The following is a 17,718-nucleotide window of genomic DNA, read 5'->3' as shown; positions in this document are numbered from 1 at the left end:
TTGGACTATTCTTGTCAGCGGCGACAGGTGTCTTCCACCCTCCCCTTGAGGGGGAGGGTCGGCGCGCAGCGGCGGGGTGGGGTGATCTGCGGCCCACGCAAACGGACCTTCGTGTTCGCGGTGGTCACCCCCACCCGCAGCTGCGCTGCGACCTCCCCCCTCAAGGGGGAGGTCAAGGTTCAGATCACACCCAGCTCCCGCCCGACCTCTTCGAATACGGCAATCGCGCGGCGCACATCGGCCTCGCTATGGGATGCCGACATCTGGGTGCGGATGCGGGCCTGGTCCTTGGGCACGACCGGGAAGGCGAAGCCGACGACGTAGACGCCCTTTTCCAGCATTCTCGCCGCAAAGGCCTGCGCCAGCGACGCATCGCCCAGCATCACCGGAATGATCGGATGGCCCTCGCCGGCCAGCGTAAAGCCGAGCCTCCTCATCTCAGTGCGAAACAGTGTTGCATTGGCTTGCAGGCGATCACGCAGTGCATCGCCATGGTCGATCAGGTCGAACACTTTCAGCGATGCCGCCGCAATCACCGGCGCCAGCGTGTTGGAAAACAGATAGGGACGCGAGCGCTGCCGCAGCCAGTCCACCACCTCGGTTTTCGCCGACGTATAACCACCGGAGGCGCCGCCCAGCGCCTTGCCGAGTGTGCCGGTGATGATATCCACCCGGCCCTCGACGCCGCAATATTCGGCCGAGCCGCGCCCATGCTTGCCGACAAATCCGACCGCATGGCTGTCATCGACCATGACCATGGCGCCATATTGGTCGGCGAGATCGCAGACGCCCTGCAGATTGGCGATGATGCCGTCCATCGAAAACACGCCGTCGGTGGCGATCAGCTTGAAGCGCGCGCCTTCCGCCTTCTTCAGTTCCTCCTCCAGCGCGCCCATGTCATTATTGGCATAGCGGAAGCGTTTGGCCTTGGAGAGCCGCACGCCATCGATGATCGAGGCATGGTTGAGCGCATCGGAAATGATCGCGTCCTCCTCGCCCAGCAATGTCTCGAACAGGCCGCCATTGGCATCGAAACAGGAGGAATAGAGGATCGTGTCTTCCATCCCCAGGAAAGACGAGATGCGCGCCTCCAGCTGCTTGTGCTCCTCCTGCGTGCCGCAGATGAAGCGCACCGAGGCCATGCCGTAGCCGTAGCGGTCCAGCGCCCGTTTGCCCGCCTCGATCAGCTCGGCGTGATCGGCAAGACCGAGATAATTGTTGGCGCAAAAGTTCAAAACCTTCGCCCCCGACGCAACCTCGATTTCCCCCGCCTGCATCGACACGATCACCCGCTCGGTCTTGTAAAGACCGGACGATTTCAACCCGGAAAGCTCGGTGGAGAGATGGGTGAGGAAGGCTGATGTCATGATGGGCGCTTTCCTAAATTGGCTGTCGCCCAGAAGGGCTTTGGCCGGAATGAGCTTTGGCCAGGATGAAACTCGGCTGGCGATCAAGACCTATCATAATCCGATAGGGATGACAGCGGAAGACAGCGCCAGCGTGCGCCGCAGGCAGGACAGGCCTCGCCTTGCCGCCAGCCCATCTGCGACGCGCGATGTTTCAAACAGGCGAGCCTGATTCATCGGCACGGGATGGTCTGAGCGCCATTATCCTGCCGCTGTCTTGCATGCGGGACCGCAGCCTCTATCCTAAAGACTTCTGATTGCGGCCGATAGTCACGCGCCGCGCCGCGCTGGAGACTTCCAATGATACGCCTGTTCCTCATCGCTTCTCTGGCAATGTTTGCCACGACACCAGCATACGCCGCCGGCGATTGCGCCAATGCGCAGGACCAGACGACGATGGATGTCTGCGCCAGTGAAGCTTTCAAAAAGTCCGACAAGCAGTTGAACGAACTCTACAAACAGATCAGCACGCGGCTGACGGACGATGCGGACAAAACCAAGCTTCTGGTAACGGCGCAGCGCGCCTGGGTCGCTTTCCGCGATGCCGAATGCGCCTTCTCGGCCTCGGGCGTGGCGGAGGGCAGCGCCTATCCAATGATCCATTCCATGTGCCTTGACGGCCTGACACAGACCAGGACCAAGGATCTGCAGACCTACCTGGCCTGCGAGGAAGGTGATCTGAGTTGCCCGGTTCCCTCCGCGCAATAGCGCCCGAAACCAGCCGCGACCCCCGGCGAAAAGTTCGGTCGCATCGAGAAAATAGTTGACTAGGTCAAGTATTTTGGTGTCGATGGGCAATCTCTTCTCCACGGCGAGGACGCCATGACCATCTTCGACAGATTTTCCCTGAACGGCCGTGTCGCGCTGGTGACCGGCGGGGGGCGCGGGCTCGGGCTGGAAATCGCCAGGGCGCTTTGCGAGGCCGGAGCGCATGTGGTCATCACCGGGCGCACGGCGGCGACCCTGGACACCGCCGTTTCCGCCCTCACGCAGGCCGGCGGCAGCGCTAGCACGGCGGCCTTCGATATCGCCGACCGCCATGCCCAGCGCGAGACGCTGGCCCTGATCGAACAACAGCACGGACGGCTCGACATCCTCGTCAACAATGTCGGCGCCCGCGACCGGCGGCCGCTATCGGCCTTCGACGATGACGCGGCGATCGATCTCATCCAGACCGACCTGATCGCCGCACTGACCCTATCGCGCGATGCGGCCGCGATCATGATGAAGAACGGGCACGGGCGGCTGATCTCGATCACCTCGATCAACGGCCAGGTGTCGATGCCGGGCGACGGCATCTATCCGGTTGCCAAGCAGGGGCTGACCGGCCTGATGCGCGCGATGGCGGTCGAATTCGGTCCGCACGGGATCACCAGCAATGCAATCGCACCCGGCTGGTTTGCCACCGAGACCAACGCGGCAATGGCCGCCGACGAGGACCTGATGCCCTTCGTGCGCCAGCGCATCCCGGCCCAACGCTGGGGCCGCCCGGACGAGATCGCCGGCGCCGCCCTGTTCCTGGCCAGCGACGCCGCATCGTTTGTTAACGGCCATGTGCTGACGGTGGATGGCGGCATGACGGTCAGGATGTAAGGGGGGCTCTTTCCCTTCTCCCCAGCGGGAACCGTTGCAAAATTCTGTGGTTGTGATTCTCTGTTGTTACGAGCAGCGGAGATGGTGCGATGTCGGTTCGGAATGGCGGCCAGTTCAGTTTTGTGGATGCGCTGATGCCGCAGGGCAAGGGTGCCGGTCGTCTGGAGCGGCTGTCGTCGCTGGTGAAGTGGTATCGTTTCGAGAAGCATCTCAACCATCTGCGTGACGACAAGAGCGCCGGCCGTCCGGCCTACAAGCCGATTGTGATGTTCAAGGCGCTTTTGCTGCAGTCGCTTTACGGATTGTCCGACATGGAACTTGAGGAGGCGTTGTGCGACCGGCTGTCGTTCAAGCGTTTCGTCGGCCTTGCGCTGGATGAGACGGTTCCCGATCATTCGACGCTTTGCCGCTTCCGCAACCTTTTGGTCAGCCAAGCGCTGCTTGACACGCTGTTTGCCGAACTCGACAGGCAACTGGATGCCGCCGGCCTGATCCTGCGGCGCGGCACGATGCTGGATGCGACCGTTATCGAAACGACGGCGGCAAGGCCGCCCGAAGGCCGCAATCGCGACTTCGATGCCGCGATCTCCGGCATGGACCGCGACGATCCTACCGGCCGGTTGAAGCGTGCGGCGCCGAGCGATCCGGATGCCCGCTTCACCCTGCGCAAGGGCAAGGCCGGTTCGGCCTATGGCTACAAGGCCCATGTCGGTGTCGATGAAGGCTCAGGCCTGATCCGCAGGGTTGTCACCACGCCGGCCAATGTCAACGACACCGTCGTCGCTGACCGCCTGATCATCGGCGACGAGGCCTGCGTGATGGCCGACAGCGCCTATCATACCCATGCCCGCGCACAGACCTTGAAGGACAAAGGCATCAAGCCACGGCTGATGCGCCGGCCCAACCGTCACCATCGCGTTCTGCCGCCGCGGCTTGAACAGTTCAACCGGCTGATATAGCGGCGGCGAGCGGCCGTCGAGACGACGTTCGCCACGCTCAAGCATCGCATGGGTCTTGGCCTGATCCGCTATCGTGGCCTTGCCAAGGCAGAAGCGCAGGTGCTGATGGCGGCCATTGCCTTCAACATGCGCCGCTGGGTGACAATGGCCACCTGACCAAGGCCGCACTGCGCCCAGAAACTGAAAAAACCACCCCTAACCGGCCCAGAACCTGCTCAGGAGACTGAGCCAGGGCAAAAGAACTCGCTTATCCTGCGGCCACATCAGTCAATTCGACGATTATGCAACGGTTCCCAGCGGGGAGAAGTGCCGAGCGCATGCGAGGCGATGAGGGGGCGGTTCGGCACATTCTGAGCGTATCGCCCCCTCATCCGCCCTTCGGGCACCTTCTCCCCGCCGGGGAGAAGAGGAAGAGGCCGTCATCCGCGCTTCTGGCCATCTTTTCTCTCGGGAGAAGAGGAACCCGAGGTCAATCAAATCCCCGGATCACATCCAGGAACGCGTCACCGTAACGCTCGAGTTTCGACTGGCCGACGCCGGAAATGCCGAGAAGTGAGTCGTGATCCTGCGGGCGGGCGGTGGCGAAGGCGATGAGGGTGGTGTCGGGGAAGACGACATAGGGCGGCACGCCGAGTTCCTTGGCGATGCCGGAGCGGGCCCGGCGCAAGGCCTCGAACAGCTCGGCATCCGAACCCGCCAAAGCCGACCTGGCGCCCGATGCGGCCGATTGCCGGGCATTCTTGCCCTTGCCTTTGCCCGAAACCGGGCGGTCCTTGCGGAAGCGGACCTCGCGTTCGCGTTTGAAGACGGCGCGCGCTTCCGGCTCCAGCTTCAGCGCGCCGAACGCTTCGTGATCGACGCTGATCAGACCGGCGGCGAGAAGCTGGCGATAGACCGACTGCCAGGTTTTCGAGGCGATATCCTTGCCGGCCCCGAAGACCGGCATCTTGCTGTGGCCGAAGCGTTCGGTCTTTTCGTTTTCAGTGCCGAGCAGCACATCGATCAGATGGCCGGTGCCGAACCGCTCGCCGGTGCGGTAGATCGCCGCCAGCGCCTTGATCGCAGCATCGGTCCCGTCCCAGGTTTCGACCGGATTGATGCAGGTATCGCAATTGCCGCACTGCCCGCCATGCGCCTCGCCGAAATGCGCAAGGATCGATTGGCGGCGGCAGCCGGGGGTTTCGCAGATGGCCAGAAGTGCATTCAGCTTGGCGCGCTCGACCCGCTTGATATCGTCGCCCGAGGTGCCGCCATCAATCATCCGGCCGCGCTGGATGACATCGGCCATGCCATAGGCCATCCACACGTCCGAAGGCAGCCCGTCGCGTCCGGCACGGCCGGTTTCCTGATAATAGGCCTCGACCGAACCCGGCAGATCGAGATGGGCGACATAGCGCACGTTCGGCTTGTCGATGCCCATGCCGAAGGCGACCGTCGCCACCAGGCAAAGATCCTCTTCCTTGAGGAAGGCATCCTGATTGGCATCGCGCACGGCGCGGTCCATGCCGGCATGATAGGCGAGCGCGCGGATCCCCTGCCCGTTCAGCCATTCGGCCGTGTCCTCCACCTTGGCGCGCGACAGGCAATAGACGATGCCGCTGGAGCCGGTATGGCGCGACAGGAAGCGCAGAAGCTGCTGGCGCGGCTGGTCGCGCTCGACGATTTCATAGGCGATGTTGGGCCGGTCGAACGAGGTTGTGAAGACTTCGGCGGAGCGCAGGCCGAGCTTGTCGATAATGTCTTCGCGCGTGTGCGGATCGGCCGTGGCCGTCAGCGCCATGCGCGGCACGCCGGGATAATGATCGCCAAGCTGCCCCAATTCCCGGTATTCCGGGCGAAAATCATGGCCCCATTGCGAGACGCAATGCGCCTCGTCGATGGCAAACAGCGAAATCTTCGCAGAGCCGATCATCTCCTTGAAGGCGGGCGTCACGATGCGCTCCGGCGTCACATAAAGAAGATCGAGCCCGCCATTGGCGATGGCGCGGCGGACATCGAGGAATTCCTCGCGCGACAGCGAGGAATTGAGCGCAGCCGCCCGCACCCCCAGCTGCTTCAGCGCCTCTACCTGATCGCGCATCAGCGCAATCAGCGGCGATACGACAATGCCGACGCCATCACGGCAGAGCGCCGGGATCTGGAAGCAGAGCGATTTACCGGCCCCGGTCGGAAACAGCACCACGGCATCGCCGCCCGACACCACGCGCTCCACCACCGCCGCCTGCTTGCCGCGAAAGGCAGGATAACCATAGACCCTCTTCAGCACGGATAACGGGTTTTGCACGCCGTCAGCGTCAAAGATCGGATCGATACGGTTCTGGGTCTGCGGCATGGAATCGCTTTCGTGGGGGAAGCCGACTATGGCACAGGTGCGGGGATGGGGGCGAGGGTTTTGCCACGTTTCCAACGGTGACCCGGATCAGCGGCACCCATCCCTAGATTAAATGCGCAGCCGGATGGGTCATCTCCAACCCTGTCGCTGCCGCTACTTCCCCGCAGGCCCCTTCACACGCCCCGACAGCACGCCAAAACCATCGATGATCGCTTCCTGGTTTTCGAGCCGGGTGACTTCCAGCTGGACTTCCTGCAGATTGCGCAGAATCTGGCTGACGGTGTCGTCGTCGCCTTCTTCGGTGGCGTAGGCGAGTTCGCTTTCCAGTTCGCGGCGTTGCCACAGGAGCGCCTTGGTGCGCTGATGCAGGGCGAGCGCCTGCAGGTAGCCTTCGCGGGCGTCCTCGGGTGCGGCGGCCGTGGTTGCGGTCCACAGGCGGGCAAAGCGGATCTGCTGGTCGAGCGATTTCAGCAGCGTATCGAAGCCTTCGGCCTCGAGCTGCTCGATGAGGATTTCGCGCGACAGGCGCGGGCCTTTGGCAGCGGCGGCGTTGAGCACCGACGACCAGAAGCGCTGCAGATCGCGATTATCGTATTCGATCGCGGAAATCTCGTCATATTCTTCAAACAGCAATTGCGGATGGTTGACGATGGTGAGCGCCAGCACGCTTTCGCGCAAGGGCGGTAGGGCCTGATGGCCGCTGACCAGCGACGAGCGCGCAAGCCGGTCGGAAATGCCCGAGCGTTCCTGCATGCGCCCGCCCTGCTGTGCGCCGCGGCCCTGGCCACCCCCGCGGTTTGCGCCCTGCCGCTGGTTGCGGTCGAAGCCGCCGCGCTGGCCGTTATGCTGGCGGGATGCCCCTTGGAAAAACTGGTTCAGCCGGTCACGGACATCCTGGCCATAATGGCGGCGGACATTTTCGTCCGATATGACCGACACGACCTGTTTCAGGGTCGCTTCCAGCTGGGCGCGGCTTTCCGGCGTATCGAACGACCCTGCCTGAGCCTCGCGCAGCCAGACCATTTCCGACAGCGAGCGGGCCGATGCCATCACCTTGTCGAACGGCGCCCTGCCCTCGTTGCGCACGAGATCGTCGGGATCCTTGCCATCCGGCAGCATGGCGAAGCGGACGGAAAAGCCGGGTTTCAGATGCGGCAGCGCCAGATCGACGGCGCGGTTGGCCGCACGGATACCGGCGCCATCGCCATCAAAGCAGAGCACCGGCTGTGGTGTGAGCTTCCACAACAGCGCCATCTGGTTTTCGGTGAGCGCGGTCCCGAGCGGCGCCACGGCATTTTCGATGCCGGCCTGATGCAGCGCAATCACGTCCATATAGCCTTCAACGGCAATGATCGTGCCTGCAGCATTTTCGCTTTGCGCGGCTTTGCCATCGCGGCCAGTACCGGACATCGCCTTGCGGGCGCGTGAAAAATTGTAGAGCACGTTGCCCTTGTGGAAGAGCTCGGTCTCGTTGGAATTGAGGTACTTGGCCGGCGCATCCGGCGACATGGCGCGGCCGCCAAAGGCGATGACCTTTTCGCGCGACGACAGGATCGGGAACATGATGCGATCACGGAACCGGTCGTAGGAGACGGGAATATCGGCACCGTGAACGACCAGGCCGCAGGCCTCGATCTGATCCTTCGGCACACCCTTTCCGGCCAGAAACTCCTTCAGCGCATTGCGGCTTTCCGGCGCATAACCCAGGCGGAACGTCTCGATCGTGCGCCCGGCCAGGCCCCGGTCGCGCAAGTAAGCGCGCGCCTTGGCGCCGTTTGCGGTCTGCAGCTGATCCTGGAAGAACTGCGTCGCCACTTCCATGACGTCCTGCAGGCCGATGCGCTGGCGGTCGCGCTTTTCCGCCTCGGCATCCGGCTGCGGCATGGCGATGCCGGCGAGATCGGCGATCTGCTGCACGGCTTCGGGAAAGGCCATGCCGTCGAGATCGGTGAGGAACCGGAAATGATCGCCCGACACGCCGCAGCCGAAGCAATGGTAACGGCCCTTGCGATCCTCGCAATGGAAGCTCGGCGATTTCTCGCCGTGAAACGGGCAGCAGGCCCAATAGTCGCCGCGCGAGGCGTTGGTTTTCTTGCGATCCCAGGTGACGCGTTTGCCGATCACGTCCGAAATGGGAACGCGGTCGCGGATCTCGTCAAGGAAAGAGTTGGAAAATCGCATGAATACCTCTGGGCTGGCTTTCATATAGGCGGCAATCGCCGGCCGCGCTACAGAGTGGACAGATCATACCCGCAATTCACAGGTTGACGGGTTTCTTTTCTGTATATACAATCTGTATTGGTATAAAGGGTCTGATTACGGTGGTAAGCATTTTCATGTTGGACCCACAACCGTTGGCGTTTTTTGAGTGGGATAACCAAAAGCGGCTCGGCAATATGGCAAAGCACGGCATCGACTTTGAAGATGCCGTGCTCGCTCTGCAAGAATTCAGGATCGAGTTTCAAACCATCAGAAACGGAGAAGTCCGGACGTTGGCGATCTGCCCAGAGACCAACCGCATCATCACTGTCGTCTACACGATGCGAGGGGAAATTTGCAGGATCATCTCCGCCCGGCCGGCACATAAAAATGAGCAAAGAATCTATCACCAGAATTTCCCTCGATGAAATACTCGAAAAGCGGGCGCGTGGCGAAAAAACACTGACCGATTGGGCGCGCGTCGCCGCCATGACGGATGAGGACATTATGGCGGCCATGCGGGACGATCCCGACTGGGCAGAATTCATGGATGTCGACTGGTCGAAGGCCACGATCGTCTACCCGACCCCGAAGAAGGCCGTTTCGATCCGGCTCGACGAGGACGTCATCGATTTCTTCAAGAAGAGCGGCAAGGGCTATCAGACCCGCATGAACGCGGTGCTGCGGCATTTCATGACCGAGCAGAAGAACCGCAAGAACGGATAGCGGCACTGCCAAGCGGAAAAATTTGCGATCATCGACGCGGCCTTTCATGCGCAGACCGCGCCGGAAAATACGGCAGGCGAAATCAGCGGTCAGGCAGCTGTCAGCAGTTCCTTGAGCACTGCCGAGGCCTTGGCGAAATCCATCTGGCCGGCATAGCGCTCTTTCAGCACCGCCATGACCTTGCCCATGTCTTTAAGCCCGCTGGCGCCGGCTTCCGTGATCGCGGCAGCGACATTGGCGCGGACATCCGCTTCGCTGAGCTGCTTGGGCATGAAGTCCTGCACCACGACGATTTCGGCACGTTCCTTGGCGGCCAGTTCCGGGCGGGCATTGTCCTCGTAGATCTTGGCTGATTCCTCGCGCTGCTTGACCATCTTGGCCATGATCTGCAGGATTTCGTCGTCGCTGGCGTCGCCTTTGCCGGCACCCCGATTGGCGATATCGCGGGTCTTAATCTCCGACTGGATGAGACGGATGGTGGAAAGGCGCGGCGCATCCTTCGATTTCATCGCATCCTTGAGGGCGGCAGCGAGTTGATCGCGCATGATTGTCTTACTCCTGTTTGATGGCGTTTCTTAAACCAGCGGCACGAGCCGGAGCAAACGAAATGCGAGAATTCGCGGTAAAAGCCGCAGGAAAAGCCCGATCGGCCCGTCTTCAAGATTGACCTTGCCGGATGCTCCAGTTATTGACCGTCACCTGCACCAACATCGTGACCAGGCCTGACAGCGCGCGCCCATCGCCCGCATCTGCCCGCCTGCGAACCATATCGGCCGGGCGGCATTCCCCTGAGGAGTGTCCGCGCCGCGCCGCCTGAACGGGATGAAGACAATGACCGCGACAGCCCCCTGGACATCAGCAAAACCCACCGCCCTGCTCGTTTTGGCCGACGGCACCGTGATCGAAGGCAAGGGCATCGGCGCCACCGGCAAGGTGCAGGCCGAAGTGGTGTTCAACACCGCGCTGACCGGCTACCAGGAGATCATGACCGACCCCTCCTATCTCGGCCAGATCGTCACCTTCACCTTCCCGCATATCGGCAATATCGGCGCCAATGACGAGGATATCGAAGACCTGACGCCGGCTGCCCGCCACGGCGCGGTCGGCGTCATCTTCAAGGCCGATATCACCGACCCGTCCAGCTACCGCGCCGCAAAGGACCTCGACACCTGGCTGAAGGCCCGTGGCATCATCGGCATGTGCGGCATCGATACCCGCGCGCTCACCGCCTGGATCCGCGAGAACGGCGCGCCGAACGCGGTGATCGCCCACGACCCGAACGGCGTTTTCGATATCGAGGCGCTGAAGGCGGAAGCCAAGGCCTGGAGCGGGCTTGAAGGTCTCGACCTTGCCAAGGTCGCCTCCTCCGGCCAGACCTCGCGCTGGAGCGAAAAGCCCTGGGTGTGGAACGAAGGCTATGATGAACTGGCGGACGCCGACACCACACATCATGTCGTGGCGCTCGACTATGGCGTCAAGCGCAACATCCTGCGCCTGTTCACGGGCCTTGGCTGCAAGGTCACCGTCATGCCAGCAACGACTTCAGCCGAGGATGTTCTGGCGCAAAAGCCCGACGGCATCTTCCTGTCGAACGGTCCGGGCGACCCGGCGGCCACCGGCGAATATGCGGTTCCGGTGATCCAGGAGCTGATCAAGAGCGATATCCCGCTGTTCGGCATCTGCCTTGGCCACCAGATGCTCGGCCTGGCACTGGGCGCCACCACCGAAAAGATGCACCAGGGCCATCACGGCGCCAACCATCCGGTCAAGGACCACACGACGGGCAAGGTCGAGATCGTCTCGATGAATCACGGCTTCGCGGTGGATTCGAAGTCCCTGCCGGAAGGCGTTGAAGAGACTCATATTTCCCTGTTCGACGGCACCAATTGCGGCCTGCGCCTCACCGGCAAGCCGGTTTTTTCGGTCCAGCATCACCCGGAAGCCTCGCCCGGCCCGCAGGACAGCCACTATCTCTTCCGCCGCTTCATCAATCTGGTGCGCGAAAAGAAGGGCGAACCGGTGCTGGCCGAACGCTGATCGTCACCATCGTGACATGCCAAAAGCCCTGGTCTCCCAACGGAGTACCGGGGCTTTTGCATCCGGGCTTCGAAATTAGCCGAACGCTTCCTGCTACCACACACGTCAGGCGCGGTTTGGCGCCCTGCGATGGGTCCATGCCGCGACGATACGCTCGGCCAACTGATCGATCGGTTCGCTGGTATCGACTTCAAGATCATATGTGCAGAAGCCGTGGGTTTTCAGGTGATAGCGGGCTTCGCCGATCTGCCGGTTGCCCCTATCCCTCTCCCGCCGTTCGATCTCCTCGATCGGCGCATGCACGCCGATCCGGAACACGTCGAGATCACCCAACAGGATGTTCAGCTTGTCCGCCCAGCTCTGTTCTTCGATAATGTGTTCGACGATCAGGTCGTTTCCCGCTTGCGCGAATGCGGCGATGGAGCGGTGAAAACCGTCGAAAAACCTTTGGCGTTCGCCCGAGGCGGGATCGTGCCGGACGCGGCGTTTAGAGTCTCGTACGATAAATGAGGCTCTAATCGTCCGAAATCCGGCATCGGCCAGCTGGTCCGACGCATAGAAGCAGAACGGCGCGTCAAGCGCTTCGCGAAGCGCCGTGGCCAGCGTCGTCTTGCCGCTGCTCGACGTGCCGTTCAGAAAAATGATCCGCCCAGTTCCCATTTGCTCTTCCTTGCGCGGCAGGAAAGGATTCCCGGTCAGCGCCGGTGTGCGGATCTGACGTTGGCCCAGGCATCCCGGGTCAAGCGGAAGCACATCCAGTTCACCGGTGAACCGGAAATATCCAGCACCGCATCATAGGCATGCACCGCCCCGAGTTTGGCGGTCGCCTTTTGCGAGCGGATATTGGTGGGATCGATATGGAACCACACGTCATCGACACTCTCAAAGGCATGATCGAGCATCAGACGCTTGATCTCGAAATTGGTGGTGCCACCCCAATAAGCATTGTTGAGGAAGGTGAAACCGATCGCGACAGCCTGCGGCTGGTCCGGCGCCACATAGTAGCGCGAGCAGCCAATCAGTTTCCCGGTCTCCCGCTCGATGAAGACCAGCGTGCTCTTGCTGGCCATCTGGGCATCGAAATATTGGCGAAAGATTTCCGGCTTGTAACGCTCTTTGGCCGGGTGCCCAGCCCAAACTGCCGGATCGCTGCCAGCGGTAAAAAGCCCGTCGAAATCCCCGGCCTTCAAAGGGCGTAGATACAGCGTTTCACCGGTCAACTCCGGCTGAAAGTTCAATTCTCTGTCCGGCATATCCATCTCCATGTTTCACCCTATTTGGCCGCCAGAAGCTTGCGCTCCCGCGACAGGAAGATGAAGAAGCGCCAGGTCAGCGAGATGCTGGCGGCGGCAAGGCCGAGCACGAAGCCATACCAGACGCCGACACCGCCGAAGCCGAAATGGAAGGCCAGAAAATAGGCGGCGACGAAGCCGATCGCCCAATAGGAGACCAGCGCAAGAACCATCGGCACGGTCGTGTCCTTCAGGCCGCGCAGCATGCCGGCGGCCAGCGCCTGGACGCCATCGACCAGCTGGAACGCACCGGCAATGACGATCAGCGGTCCGGCATAGGCGAGAACCTGGGCCGCATCCGGCCGTCTTGTATCGAGATACATCGCGGCCAGCTCATGCGAAAATATCGCAAAAACCAGGCTGCCGATGACGGCGAAGCCGCAGCCGATGACGAAAACGGCAATCGCCGCCCGCTTGATGCCCTCGGCGTCGCGGCGGCCGTGGGCAAGGCCGATGCGGACGGTCGCAACCTGCGCCAGCCCGAGCGGCACCATGAAGGCGACCGAGGCAAACTGCAGCGCAATACCATGGGCGGCAAGCTCGACAGTGCCGATCATCCCCATCAGCAGCGAGGCGACGGTAAACAGGCTGACTTCCGCCAGGATGGTAACGGCGATCGGCAGGCCGAGCTTGACGACCTCCTTCAGCACGGGCCAGTCCGGCCGCCAGAAGCGCACGAAAATCTCGTAGGACCGGGTCAGCGGCTGCGCCTGGATATAGATGTAGAGCAGGACAAAGCTCAGCGTATTGACGATCAGCGCCGAAATACCGGCACCGACAATGCCAAGCGCCGGCGCGCCGAAATGACCATAGATGAACACATAGCAAAGTGCGGCATTGGCGAGCAACACGATGATTGTCACATAAAGGATGATGCCGGCACGCTCGAGCGAGCTCAAAAAGCCGCGCAGGACCATGAACAGCAGCGCCGGGAACATGCCCCACAGGGCGACATTCAGATAATGTCCGGCAAGGGTGGCGACCTCCGGCTTCTGGCCAAGCAGCAGCAGAACATGTTCGGCCTGCCACAGAACCGGCGCCATGATGACCCCGTAGCCGAGCACCGCCCACATGCCCATGCGCACGGCCCGGCGCACGGCGACGCGGTCACCCCGGCCTTCGGCCTGCGCCACGATCGGCACGACGGCATTTGCAAAGCCCGAGCCGAAAATGAAGATGGTGAAAAACATCTGCGCGGCCAGAACCATCGCCGCAAGCTCGGTCGTGCCAAGGCGGCCGACCATCAGCACGTCGGTGGCATGGATAGCGAACTGCGCCAGCTGGGCGCCGACGAAGGGCAGCCCGAGCGCGATGGTGGCGCGGTAATGTGCCGGCCAGGAATTATCGGTGCGGACGCCCGTATCGACAGGGTTTGAAGTCAGCATGTGAGGAAAGGCCTTTGGCTTCGTCGCTACCGGTATGGGCCGCAAGACGGAAGATTGGGAAATAGAACAACCGATTGAAAAGCGCCAGCCAGAACGGCAAGAGTGCTTATTTTTTCATCGAAACATCACAAAACTTGATCATTTTTTGCACTGAAATGCGAGACACTCTCAATTCGCTTGTGAGGCAACACGATCACCATCAACGGCGGCCGGGGCCGGTTGCACTTTCAGAATATAGACGGCAATGGCGAGGGCGACGAAGACGGCGCCGAGAATATAGGGCGCTCCGGCGAAGGTAACGGGGGCTTGCGGTGCGGTGAAAATGCTGAAGATCTGCGCGAACATCAGCGGTCCAAGGATCGTCGTGAAGCTCGAAATGCTCGACAGGGCGCCCTGCAACTCGCCCTGCGCCGAGGGCGGAACCTTGGCCGAGGCGATGCTGCGCAGCGGCGGATCGGCGAGCGCTTCCAAACAGGTGACGATGATGACGGCATAGATCATCCAGCCCTGCACGGCCAACGCATAACCGGCAAGCCCGAGCCCGGTGAAGATCAGCCCGACGGCGCCGGTTTTCCATTCGCCCAAGCGCGGAATGATCTTGGGCAGGACAAAGCCCATCACCAGGGCGCCGCAGATCCCGAAGACACCGAGCGACAGGCCGATCTGCCCCTCGCTCCAGCCGTAACGATAGGCACCGACGAACGACCAGACGGCGGGATAAACCGCATGCGCCTGCCAGAACAGGAAGAAGACGAGGAGAACCCAACCGATGCCGGGATAATTGCGCATCTGCCGGATCGCCCCCAGCGGATTGGCGCGCTTTAATTCGAACCGGCGGCGGTTGTGGCTTTCCAGCGTTTCGGGCAACAGGAACCAGGCGAGAACGAAATTGACGAAGGACAGGGCGGCTGCGCCGTAAAAGGGAATGCGCGGGCCGAATTCGCCAAGCAGACCGCCGAGCACAGGCCCGAGCGCAAAGCCGGTGCCAAAGGCGATGCCGATCAGGCCGAAATTCTTGGCGCGGTTCGTGTCGTCGCTGACATCGGCAATATAGGCGGCGGCGGTGGAAAAACTGGCGCCGCTGATGCCGGCCAGCACCCGCCCGACAAACAGCATCCAGTAGGTCGTCGCCAGCGCACAGATCAGATTGTCGAGCGCAAACGTCAGCACGGAGGCGAGCAGGACCGGACGGCGGCCGAAACGGTCGGACAGATTGCCGATCAGCGGCGCGAAGAGGAACTGCATGCCGGAATAGACGAGAAGCAGCCAGCCGCCATCGACCGCCGCCTGGCTGATCGTGTCGCCGGTCAACTCCTCCAGATAGGCAGGCAGCACCGGCACGATGATGGCGATGCCCATAATATCGAGGAACAGGATGAGAAAAACCAGAGACAGGCCACGCCGCGCTGACTTCGGATCGATCATCGAACAAACCTCATTGGGCATCCGGCGGCACGCGGATACAGAACGCAAACATGACAGGCAAATCGTCTGTACCGGAAAATTTTAGCCGAAACAATACGTGAACATTTCAATGTTCTTGATGATTGGTTCGGGAACATTGATGAGCAGCGGCGAACGATGACAGCCGCCGCGAAGATTGAAGGGGTTCGGAAATCTTGCGCTCCGCCCCTCATGGCGAAGAAGGCAGGCCAAGCTCTCGAAAAATCACCTTTTGACGTGCCGGCGCGGCGTCGCGGTTAACCCAAAGACCTCTGGTTAAACTCAAGGAGAAGGTCACAAGAGAATGGCGGGAATCAAACAGGGATCACCCGGCGTGGAGATGGTCTCAAGACACGCCGGGATGTTGCGCGGCAGGCGACCGCCGCATCACCTCACGTAAACGATCTTGCCGCCGTTCAAGGCGGTCTGGACGCCGTTGACGTTGCGCGCCGGAATGCCGCGCCGCTGCAGGATGGCGCGGATACCGGGCGTGTTGCGGATTTCTTCCTGACCCTCGGCAAAGGTTTGTGGCGATGGATCGCGGTACTTGCGCGGTATGTGCCAGGAATTGTCGGGATCGTAGAAGTCGCCGACAATCACCACCGTAATCCCCGGATGGGCGGCCTGGCGGCTGGAAAGCGCCTGCTGGGCAAAGGCGGGTGCGGACGTAAGACCCGCACCAAGGGGTGCCAGAAGGGCCGCAGCGAGAACGAGCGTAACGAGCTTTTTCAATGTCTTTCTCCTTCAGGCGGCTGCAGGCGGATGCACCGCAGGCGACGGGTGGTCAACGTGCGTAAATGATCTTGCCGCCATTCAGCGCGGTCTGGATGGCAAGAACATTGTGCGGCTGGATATTGCGCCGCTCCAGCGTCGCCCGGATGCCGGGATTGGAGGCGATTTCGGCTTGCGCCTCAGCGCGGGTTTCTGCGGATGGATTCCGGTAATTGGCCGCCCGCTTGTCGTCGTGGTCGCTGACCGGGATCCAGACGATGGCGAAGCCTGGCTCCAAGGGGTGACCGAACAGAATGATGCTGAGCGTTTCGTTCGCCGCCACCGGCGCTGCCGCAGACAGGGCAAGCGCTGCAGCGGTGACTGTCAGGGTGAGGATTTTCCGCATGCTCTTCTCCTTCGCTGGCGTCCGGCATGTCCGGCAGCATCCGCTTGATAGAAGAGATATAGGGTATCCCGCAGCATTTGCGATTGGCGGGCGGGTTCAACTTTTTGAGATTGAACTTTTTGAGACCGGATAGGAAATTGCGGCGCGCCCGATCAGGGACGCGCCGTCAGCTGTTCAGATATTGCTGTTGAACGTATCGCAGGCATCAAGCTTGCCACTGTCGAAGCCGCGCTTGAACCAGGTGGCGCGCTGCGCCGAGGTGCCGTGGTTGAAGCTTTCCGGCACGACATAGCCTTGGGTGCGCTTTTGCAGCGTATCGTCGCCGATCTGGGTCGCGGCATTCAGCGCCTCTTCCAGGTCGCCCTGCTCGAGAAGGCCCTTCTGCTGGGTATATTTGCCCCAGATGCCGGCAAAGCAATCCGCCTGCAGCTCCACCCGCACCGACATCTGGTTGGAATCGGCCTCGCTCATGCGCTGGCGCTGCTCATTCACCTTCGGCAGAATGCCAAGCAGGTTCTGGACGTGATGGCCGACTTCGTGGGCAATCACATAGGCCTCGGCGAAATCGCCGGACGCGTTGAATTTCTGCGACAGTTCATCGAAGAAGGCCATGTCGAGATAGACCTTCTGGTCGCCCGGGCAATAGAACGGGCCGCTCGCCGACGACGCAGAACCGCAGGCCGAATTGATGCCATCGCGGAAGAGGACAAGCTTGGGCTCTACATAGGTCTCGCCGTTGGCCTGGAAGATGCCGTTCCAGGTGTCTTCGGTTTCGGCGAGCACGGTCGAAACGAAAGCCTTGGTCTCTTCCTCGGCGGCAGACCCCTGCGGCGCCGGCGATTGCGACTGCTCATAGCCGGACTGGCCGGTCGATTGGCCGCCGCCGTCGAGCACCTGGAGCATGTCGATGCCCATCATCTTCAGGACGAAATAGATGACGACGAGGAAGATGATCGTGCCGATGCTCATGCCGCCGCCACGGCCGCCACCTGTGGGAAGGCGGAAACCACCGCCCCTGCCAAACGGATTGCCGCCCATGCCGCCCCGCACCGGACCCGATCCGCGTGCGTCCTCGACATTGCCCGATTGGCGCCGGCCCTTCCATTCCATGATGTTCTCCCCGTCTTAGCCGCTGCGGCTATCATGCCTTTGCAAGTTCATATAACGCGCCAGATGCGATTTTGTACAAGTGCAAAACGACAAAGTTTTTCGGTTGCTAAAATTCCGGC

Annotated in this window: 16 protein-coding genes and 1 pseudogene; 6 read left to right on the top strand and 11 right to left on the bottom strand. The window is 61.6% G+C overall.

The features are described 5' to 3' along the window. Nucleotides 1-179 precede the first annotated feature (179 nt). Nucleotides 180-1,367, bottom strand: a complete 1,188-nt coding sequence (locus tag PYR65_RS09305; RefSeq protein WP_276120760.1) for a glycine C-acetyltransferase — start codon at nucleotides 1,365-1,367, stop codon at nucleotides 180-182. A gap of 339 nt (nucleotides 1,368-1,706) precedes the next feature. Between PYR65_RS09305 and PYR65_RS09300 the strand changes: the two genes are divergently transcribed. The 3 genes and pseudogenes from PYR65_RS09300 (at nucleotide 1,707) to PYR65_RS09290 (ending at nucleotide 4,114) form a co-directional block, all read left to right on the top strand. Further along, the gene (locus tag PYR65_RS09300; RefSeq protein WP_276120759.1) at nucleotides 1,707-2,114 is read left to right on the top strand and encodes a lysozyme inhibitor LprI family protein; all 408 of its coding nucleotides are present in this window, start codon (nucleotides 1,707-1,709) and stop codon (nucleotides 2,112-2,114) included. A 114-nt stretch (nucleotides 2,115-2,228) separates the two neighbouring features. Further along, nucleotides 2,229-2,999, top strand: coding sequence for an SDR family oxidoreductase (locus tag PYR65_RS09295; RefSeq protein WP_276120758.1), 771 nt, complete (start codon nucleotides 2,229-2,231; stop codon nucleotides 2,997-2,999). Nucleotides 3,000-3,088: 89 nt separating this feature from the next. Beyond that, nucleotides 3,089-4,114: pseudogene (locus tag PYR65_RS09290) on the top strand (IS5 family transposase). Between the two features lie 313 nt (nucleotides 4,115-4,427). Here PYR65_RS09290 and recQ read toward each other — a convergent pair. Both recQ and dnaG read right to left on the bottom strand, forming a co-directional pair. Further along, on the bottom strand, nucleotides 4,428-6,290 hold the full coding sequence (gene recQ, locus PYR65_RS09285; RefSeq protein ID WP_276120757.1) for a DNA helicase RecQ: 1,863 nt from the start codon (nucleotides 6,288-6,290) through the stop codon (nucleotides 4,428-4,430). A gap of 153 nt (nucleotides 6,291-6,443) precedes the next feature. Next, entirely contained in the window at nucleotides 6,444-8,471 is a 2,028-nt protein-coding gene (gene dnaG, locus PYR65_RS09280) for a DNA primase (RefSeq protein ID WP_276120756.1), read from the bottom strand. Between the two features lie 155 nt (nucleotides 8,472-8,626). On the opposite strand from dnaG, the gene PYR65_RS09275 reads away from it, so the two are divergent. Both PYR65_RS09275 and PYR65_RS09270 read left to right on the top strand, forming a co-directional pair. Next, nucleotides 8,627-8,917, top strand: coding sequence for a BrnT family toxin (locus tag PYR65_RS09275; protein ID WP_060638992.1), 291 nt, complete (start codon nucleotides 8,627-8,629; stop codon nucleotides 8,915-8,917). Then, nucleotides 8,880-9,215: a BrnA antitoxin family protein gene (locus tag PYR65_RS09270; RefSeq protein ID WP_060638969.1), complete on the top strand. Its 336-nt coding sequence runs from the start codon at nucleotides 8,880-8,882 to the stop codon at nucleotides 9,213-9,215. Before PYR65_RS09275 ends, PYR65_RS09270 begins: the two co-directional genes overlap by 38 nt. Before the next feature lie 89 nt (nucleotides 9,216-9,304). Here PYR65_RS09270 and PYR65_RS09265 read toward each other — a convergent pair whose 3' ends face one another. Further along, nucleotides 9,305-9,763 carry a GatB/YqeY domain-containing protein gene (locus PYR65_RS09265; protein WP_276121014.1) on the bottom strand — a complete coding sequence of 153 codons (459 nt, stop codon included), beginning with the start codon at nucleotides 9,761-9,763 and terminating at the stop codon, nucleotides 9,305-9,307. 283 nt (nucleotides 9,764-10,046) lie between these two features. Here PYR65_RS09265 and carA point away from each other — a divergent pair, with 283 nt between their 5' ends. Then, nucleotides 10,047-11,252 (top strand): glutamine-hydrolyzing carbamoyl-phosphate synthase small subunit, encoded by a 1,206-nt coding sequence (gene carA / locus PYR65_RS09260; protein ID WP_276120755.1) that lies wholly within the window; start codon nucleotides 10,047-10,049, stop codon nucleotides 11,250-11,252. Between the two features lie 105 nt (nucleotides 11,253-11,357). On the opposite strand, the gene PYR65_RS09255 is transcribed toward carA, so the two are convergent. The 7 genes from PYR65_RS09255 to ypfJ all read right to left on the bottom strand — a co-directional run bounded on the left by PYR65_RS09255 (nucleotide 11,358) and on the right by ypfJ (nucleotide 17,599). Continuing rightward, nucleotides 11,358-11,912: a chloramphenicol phosphotransferase CPT family protein gene (locus PYR65_RS09255; RefSeq protein WP_276120754.1), complete on the bottom strand. Its 555-nt coding sequence runs from the start codon at nucleotides 11,910-11,912 to the stop codon at nucleotides 11,358-11,360. Nucleotides 11,913-11,947: 35 nt separating this feature from the next. Beyond that, a complete protein-coding gene (locus PYR65_RS09250) occupies nucleotides 11,948-12,505 on the bottom strand; it encodes a GNAT family N-acetyltransferase (RefSeq protein WP_276120753.1) in 558 nt (185 codons plus the stop codon). A 20-nt stretch (nucleotides 12,506-12,525) separates the two neighbouring features. Next, nucleotides 12,526-13,929, bottom strand: a complete 1,404-nt coding sequence (locus PYR65_RS09245) for an MATE family efflux transporter (RefSeq protein ID WP_276120752.1) — start codon at nucleotides 13,927-13,929, stop codon at nucleotides 12,526-12,528. 168 nt (nucleotides 13,930-14,097) lie between these two features. After that, entirely contained in the window at nucleotides 14,098-15,354 is a 1,257-nt protein-coding gene (locus PYR65_RS09240; RefSeq protein WP_060638965.1) for a TCR/Tet family MFS transporter, read from the bottom strand. Between the two features lie 405 nt (nucleotides 15,355-15,759). Beyond that, nucleotides 15,760-16,104 (bottom strand): hypothetical protein, encoded by a 345-nt coding sequence (locus PYR65_RS09235; RefSeq protein WP_276120751.1) that lies wholly within the window; start codon nucleotides 16,102-16,104, stop codon nucleotides 15,760-15,762. A gap of 52 nt (nucleotides 16,105-16,156) precedes the next feature. Continuing rightward, nucleotides 16,157-16,489: a hypothetical protein gene (locus PYR65_RS09230; RefSeq protein ID WP_276120750.1), complete on the bottom strand. Its 333-nt coding sequence runs from the start codon at nucleotides 16,487-16,489 to the stop codon at nucleotides 16,157-16,159. Between the two features lie 174 nt (nucleotides 16,490-16,663). Next, nucleotides 16,664-17,599 carry a KPN_02809 family neutral zinc metallopeptidase gene (ypfJ, locus tag PYR65_RS09225; RefSeq protein WP_060638962.1) on the bottom strand — a complete coding sequence of 312 codons (936 nt, stop codon included), beginning with the start codon at nucleotides 17,597-17,599 and terminating at the stop codon, nucleotides 16,664-16,666. Between the last annotated feature and the right edge of the window lie 119 nt (nucleotides 17,600-17,718).

Origin of the sequence: Pararhizobium qamdonense (genome assembly GCF_029277445.1) — a bacterium.
Taxonomy (GTDB): domain Bacteria; phylum Pseudomonadota; class Alphaproteobacteria; order Rhizobiales; family Rhizobiaceae; genus Pararhizobium; species Pararhizobium qamdonense.
This window is presented reverse-complemented; position numbering and strand designations above follow the sequence as displayed.

Bases quoted from the DNA above. Each gene is read 5' to 3' on its own strand.
- PYR65_RS09305 (WP_276120760.1), bottom strand. From the start codon at position 1,367: ATGACATCAGCCTTCCTCACCCATCTCTCCACCGAGCTTTCCGGGTTG.
- PYR65_RS09300 (WP_276120759.1), top strand. From the start codon at position 1,707: ATGATACGCCTGTTCCTCATCGCTTCTCTGGCAATGTTTGCCACGACA.
- PYR65_RS09295 (WP_276120758.1), top strand. From the start codon at position 2,229: ATGACCATCTTCGACAGATTTTCCCTGAACGGCCGTGTCGCGCTGGTG.
- recQ (WP_276120757.1), bottom strand. From the start codon at position 6,290: ATGCCGCAGACCCAGAACCGTATCGATCCGATCTTTGACGCTGACGGC.
- dnaG (WP_276120756.1), bottom strand. From the start codon at position 8,471: ATGCGATTTTCCAACTCTTTCCTTGACGAGATCCGCGACCGCGTTCCC.
- PYR65_RS09275 (WP_060638992.1), top strand. From the start codon at position 8,627: ATGTTGGACCCACAACCGTTGGCGTTTTTTGAGTGGGATAACCAAAAG.
- PYR65_RS09270 (WP_060638969.1), top strand. From the start codon at position 8,880: ATGAGCAAAGAATCTATCACCAGAATTTCCCTCGATGAAATACTCGAA.
- carA (WP_276120755.1), top strand. From the start codon at position 10,047: ATGACCGCGACAGCCCCCTGGACATCAGCAAAACCCACCGCCCTGCTC.
- PYR65_RS09255 (WP_276120754.1), bottom strand. From the start codon at position 11,912: ATGGGAACTGGGCGGATCATTTTTCTGAACGGCACGTCGAGCAGCGGC.
- PYR65_RS09250 (WP_276120753.1), bottom strand. From the start codon at position 12,505: ATGCCGGACAGAGAATTGAACTTTCAGCCGGAGTTGACCGGTGAAACG.
- PYR65_RS09245 (WP_276120752.1), bottom strand. From the start codon at position 13,929: ATGCTGACTTCAAACCCTGTCGATACGGGCGTCCGCACCGATAATTCC.
- PYR65_RS09240 (WP_060638965.1), bottom strand. From the start codon at position 15,354: ATGATCGATCCGAAGTCAGCGCGGCGTGGCCTGTCTCTGGTTTTTCTC.
- PYR65_RS09230 (WP_276120750.1), bottom strand. From the start codon at position 16,489: ATGCGGAAAATCCTCACCCTGACAGTCACCGCTGCAGCGCTTGCCCTG.
- ypfJ (WP_060638962.1), bottom strand. From the start codon at position 17,599: ATGGAATGGAAGGGCCGGCGCCAATCGGGCAATGTCGAGGACGCACGC.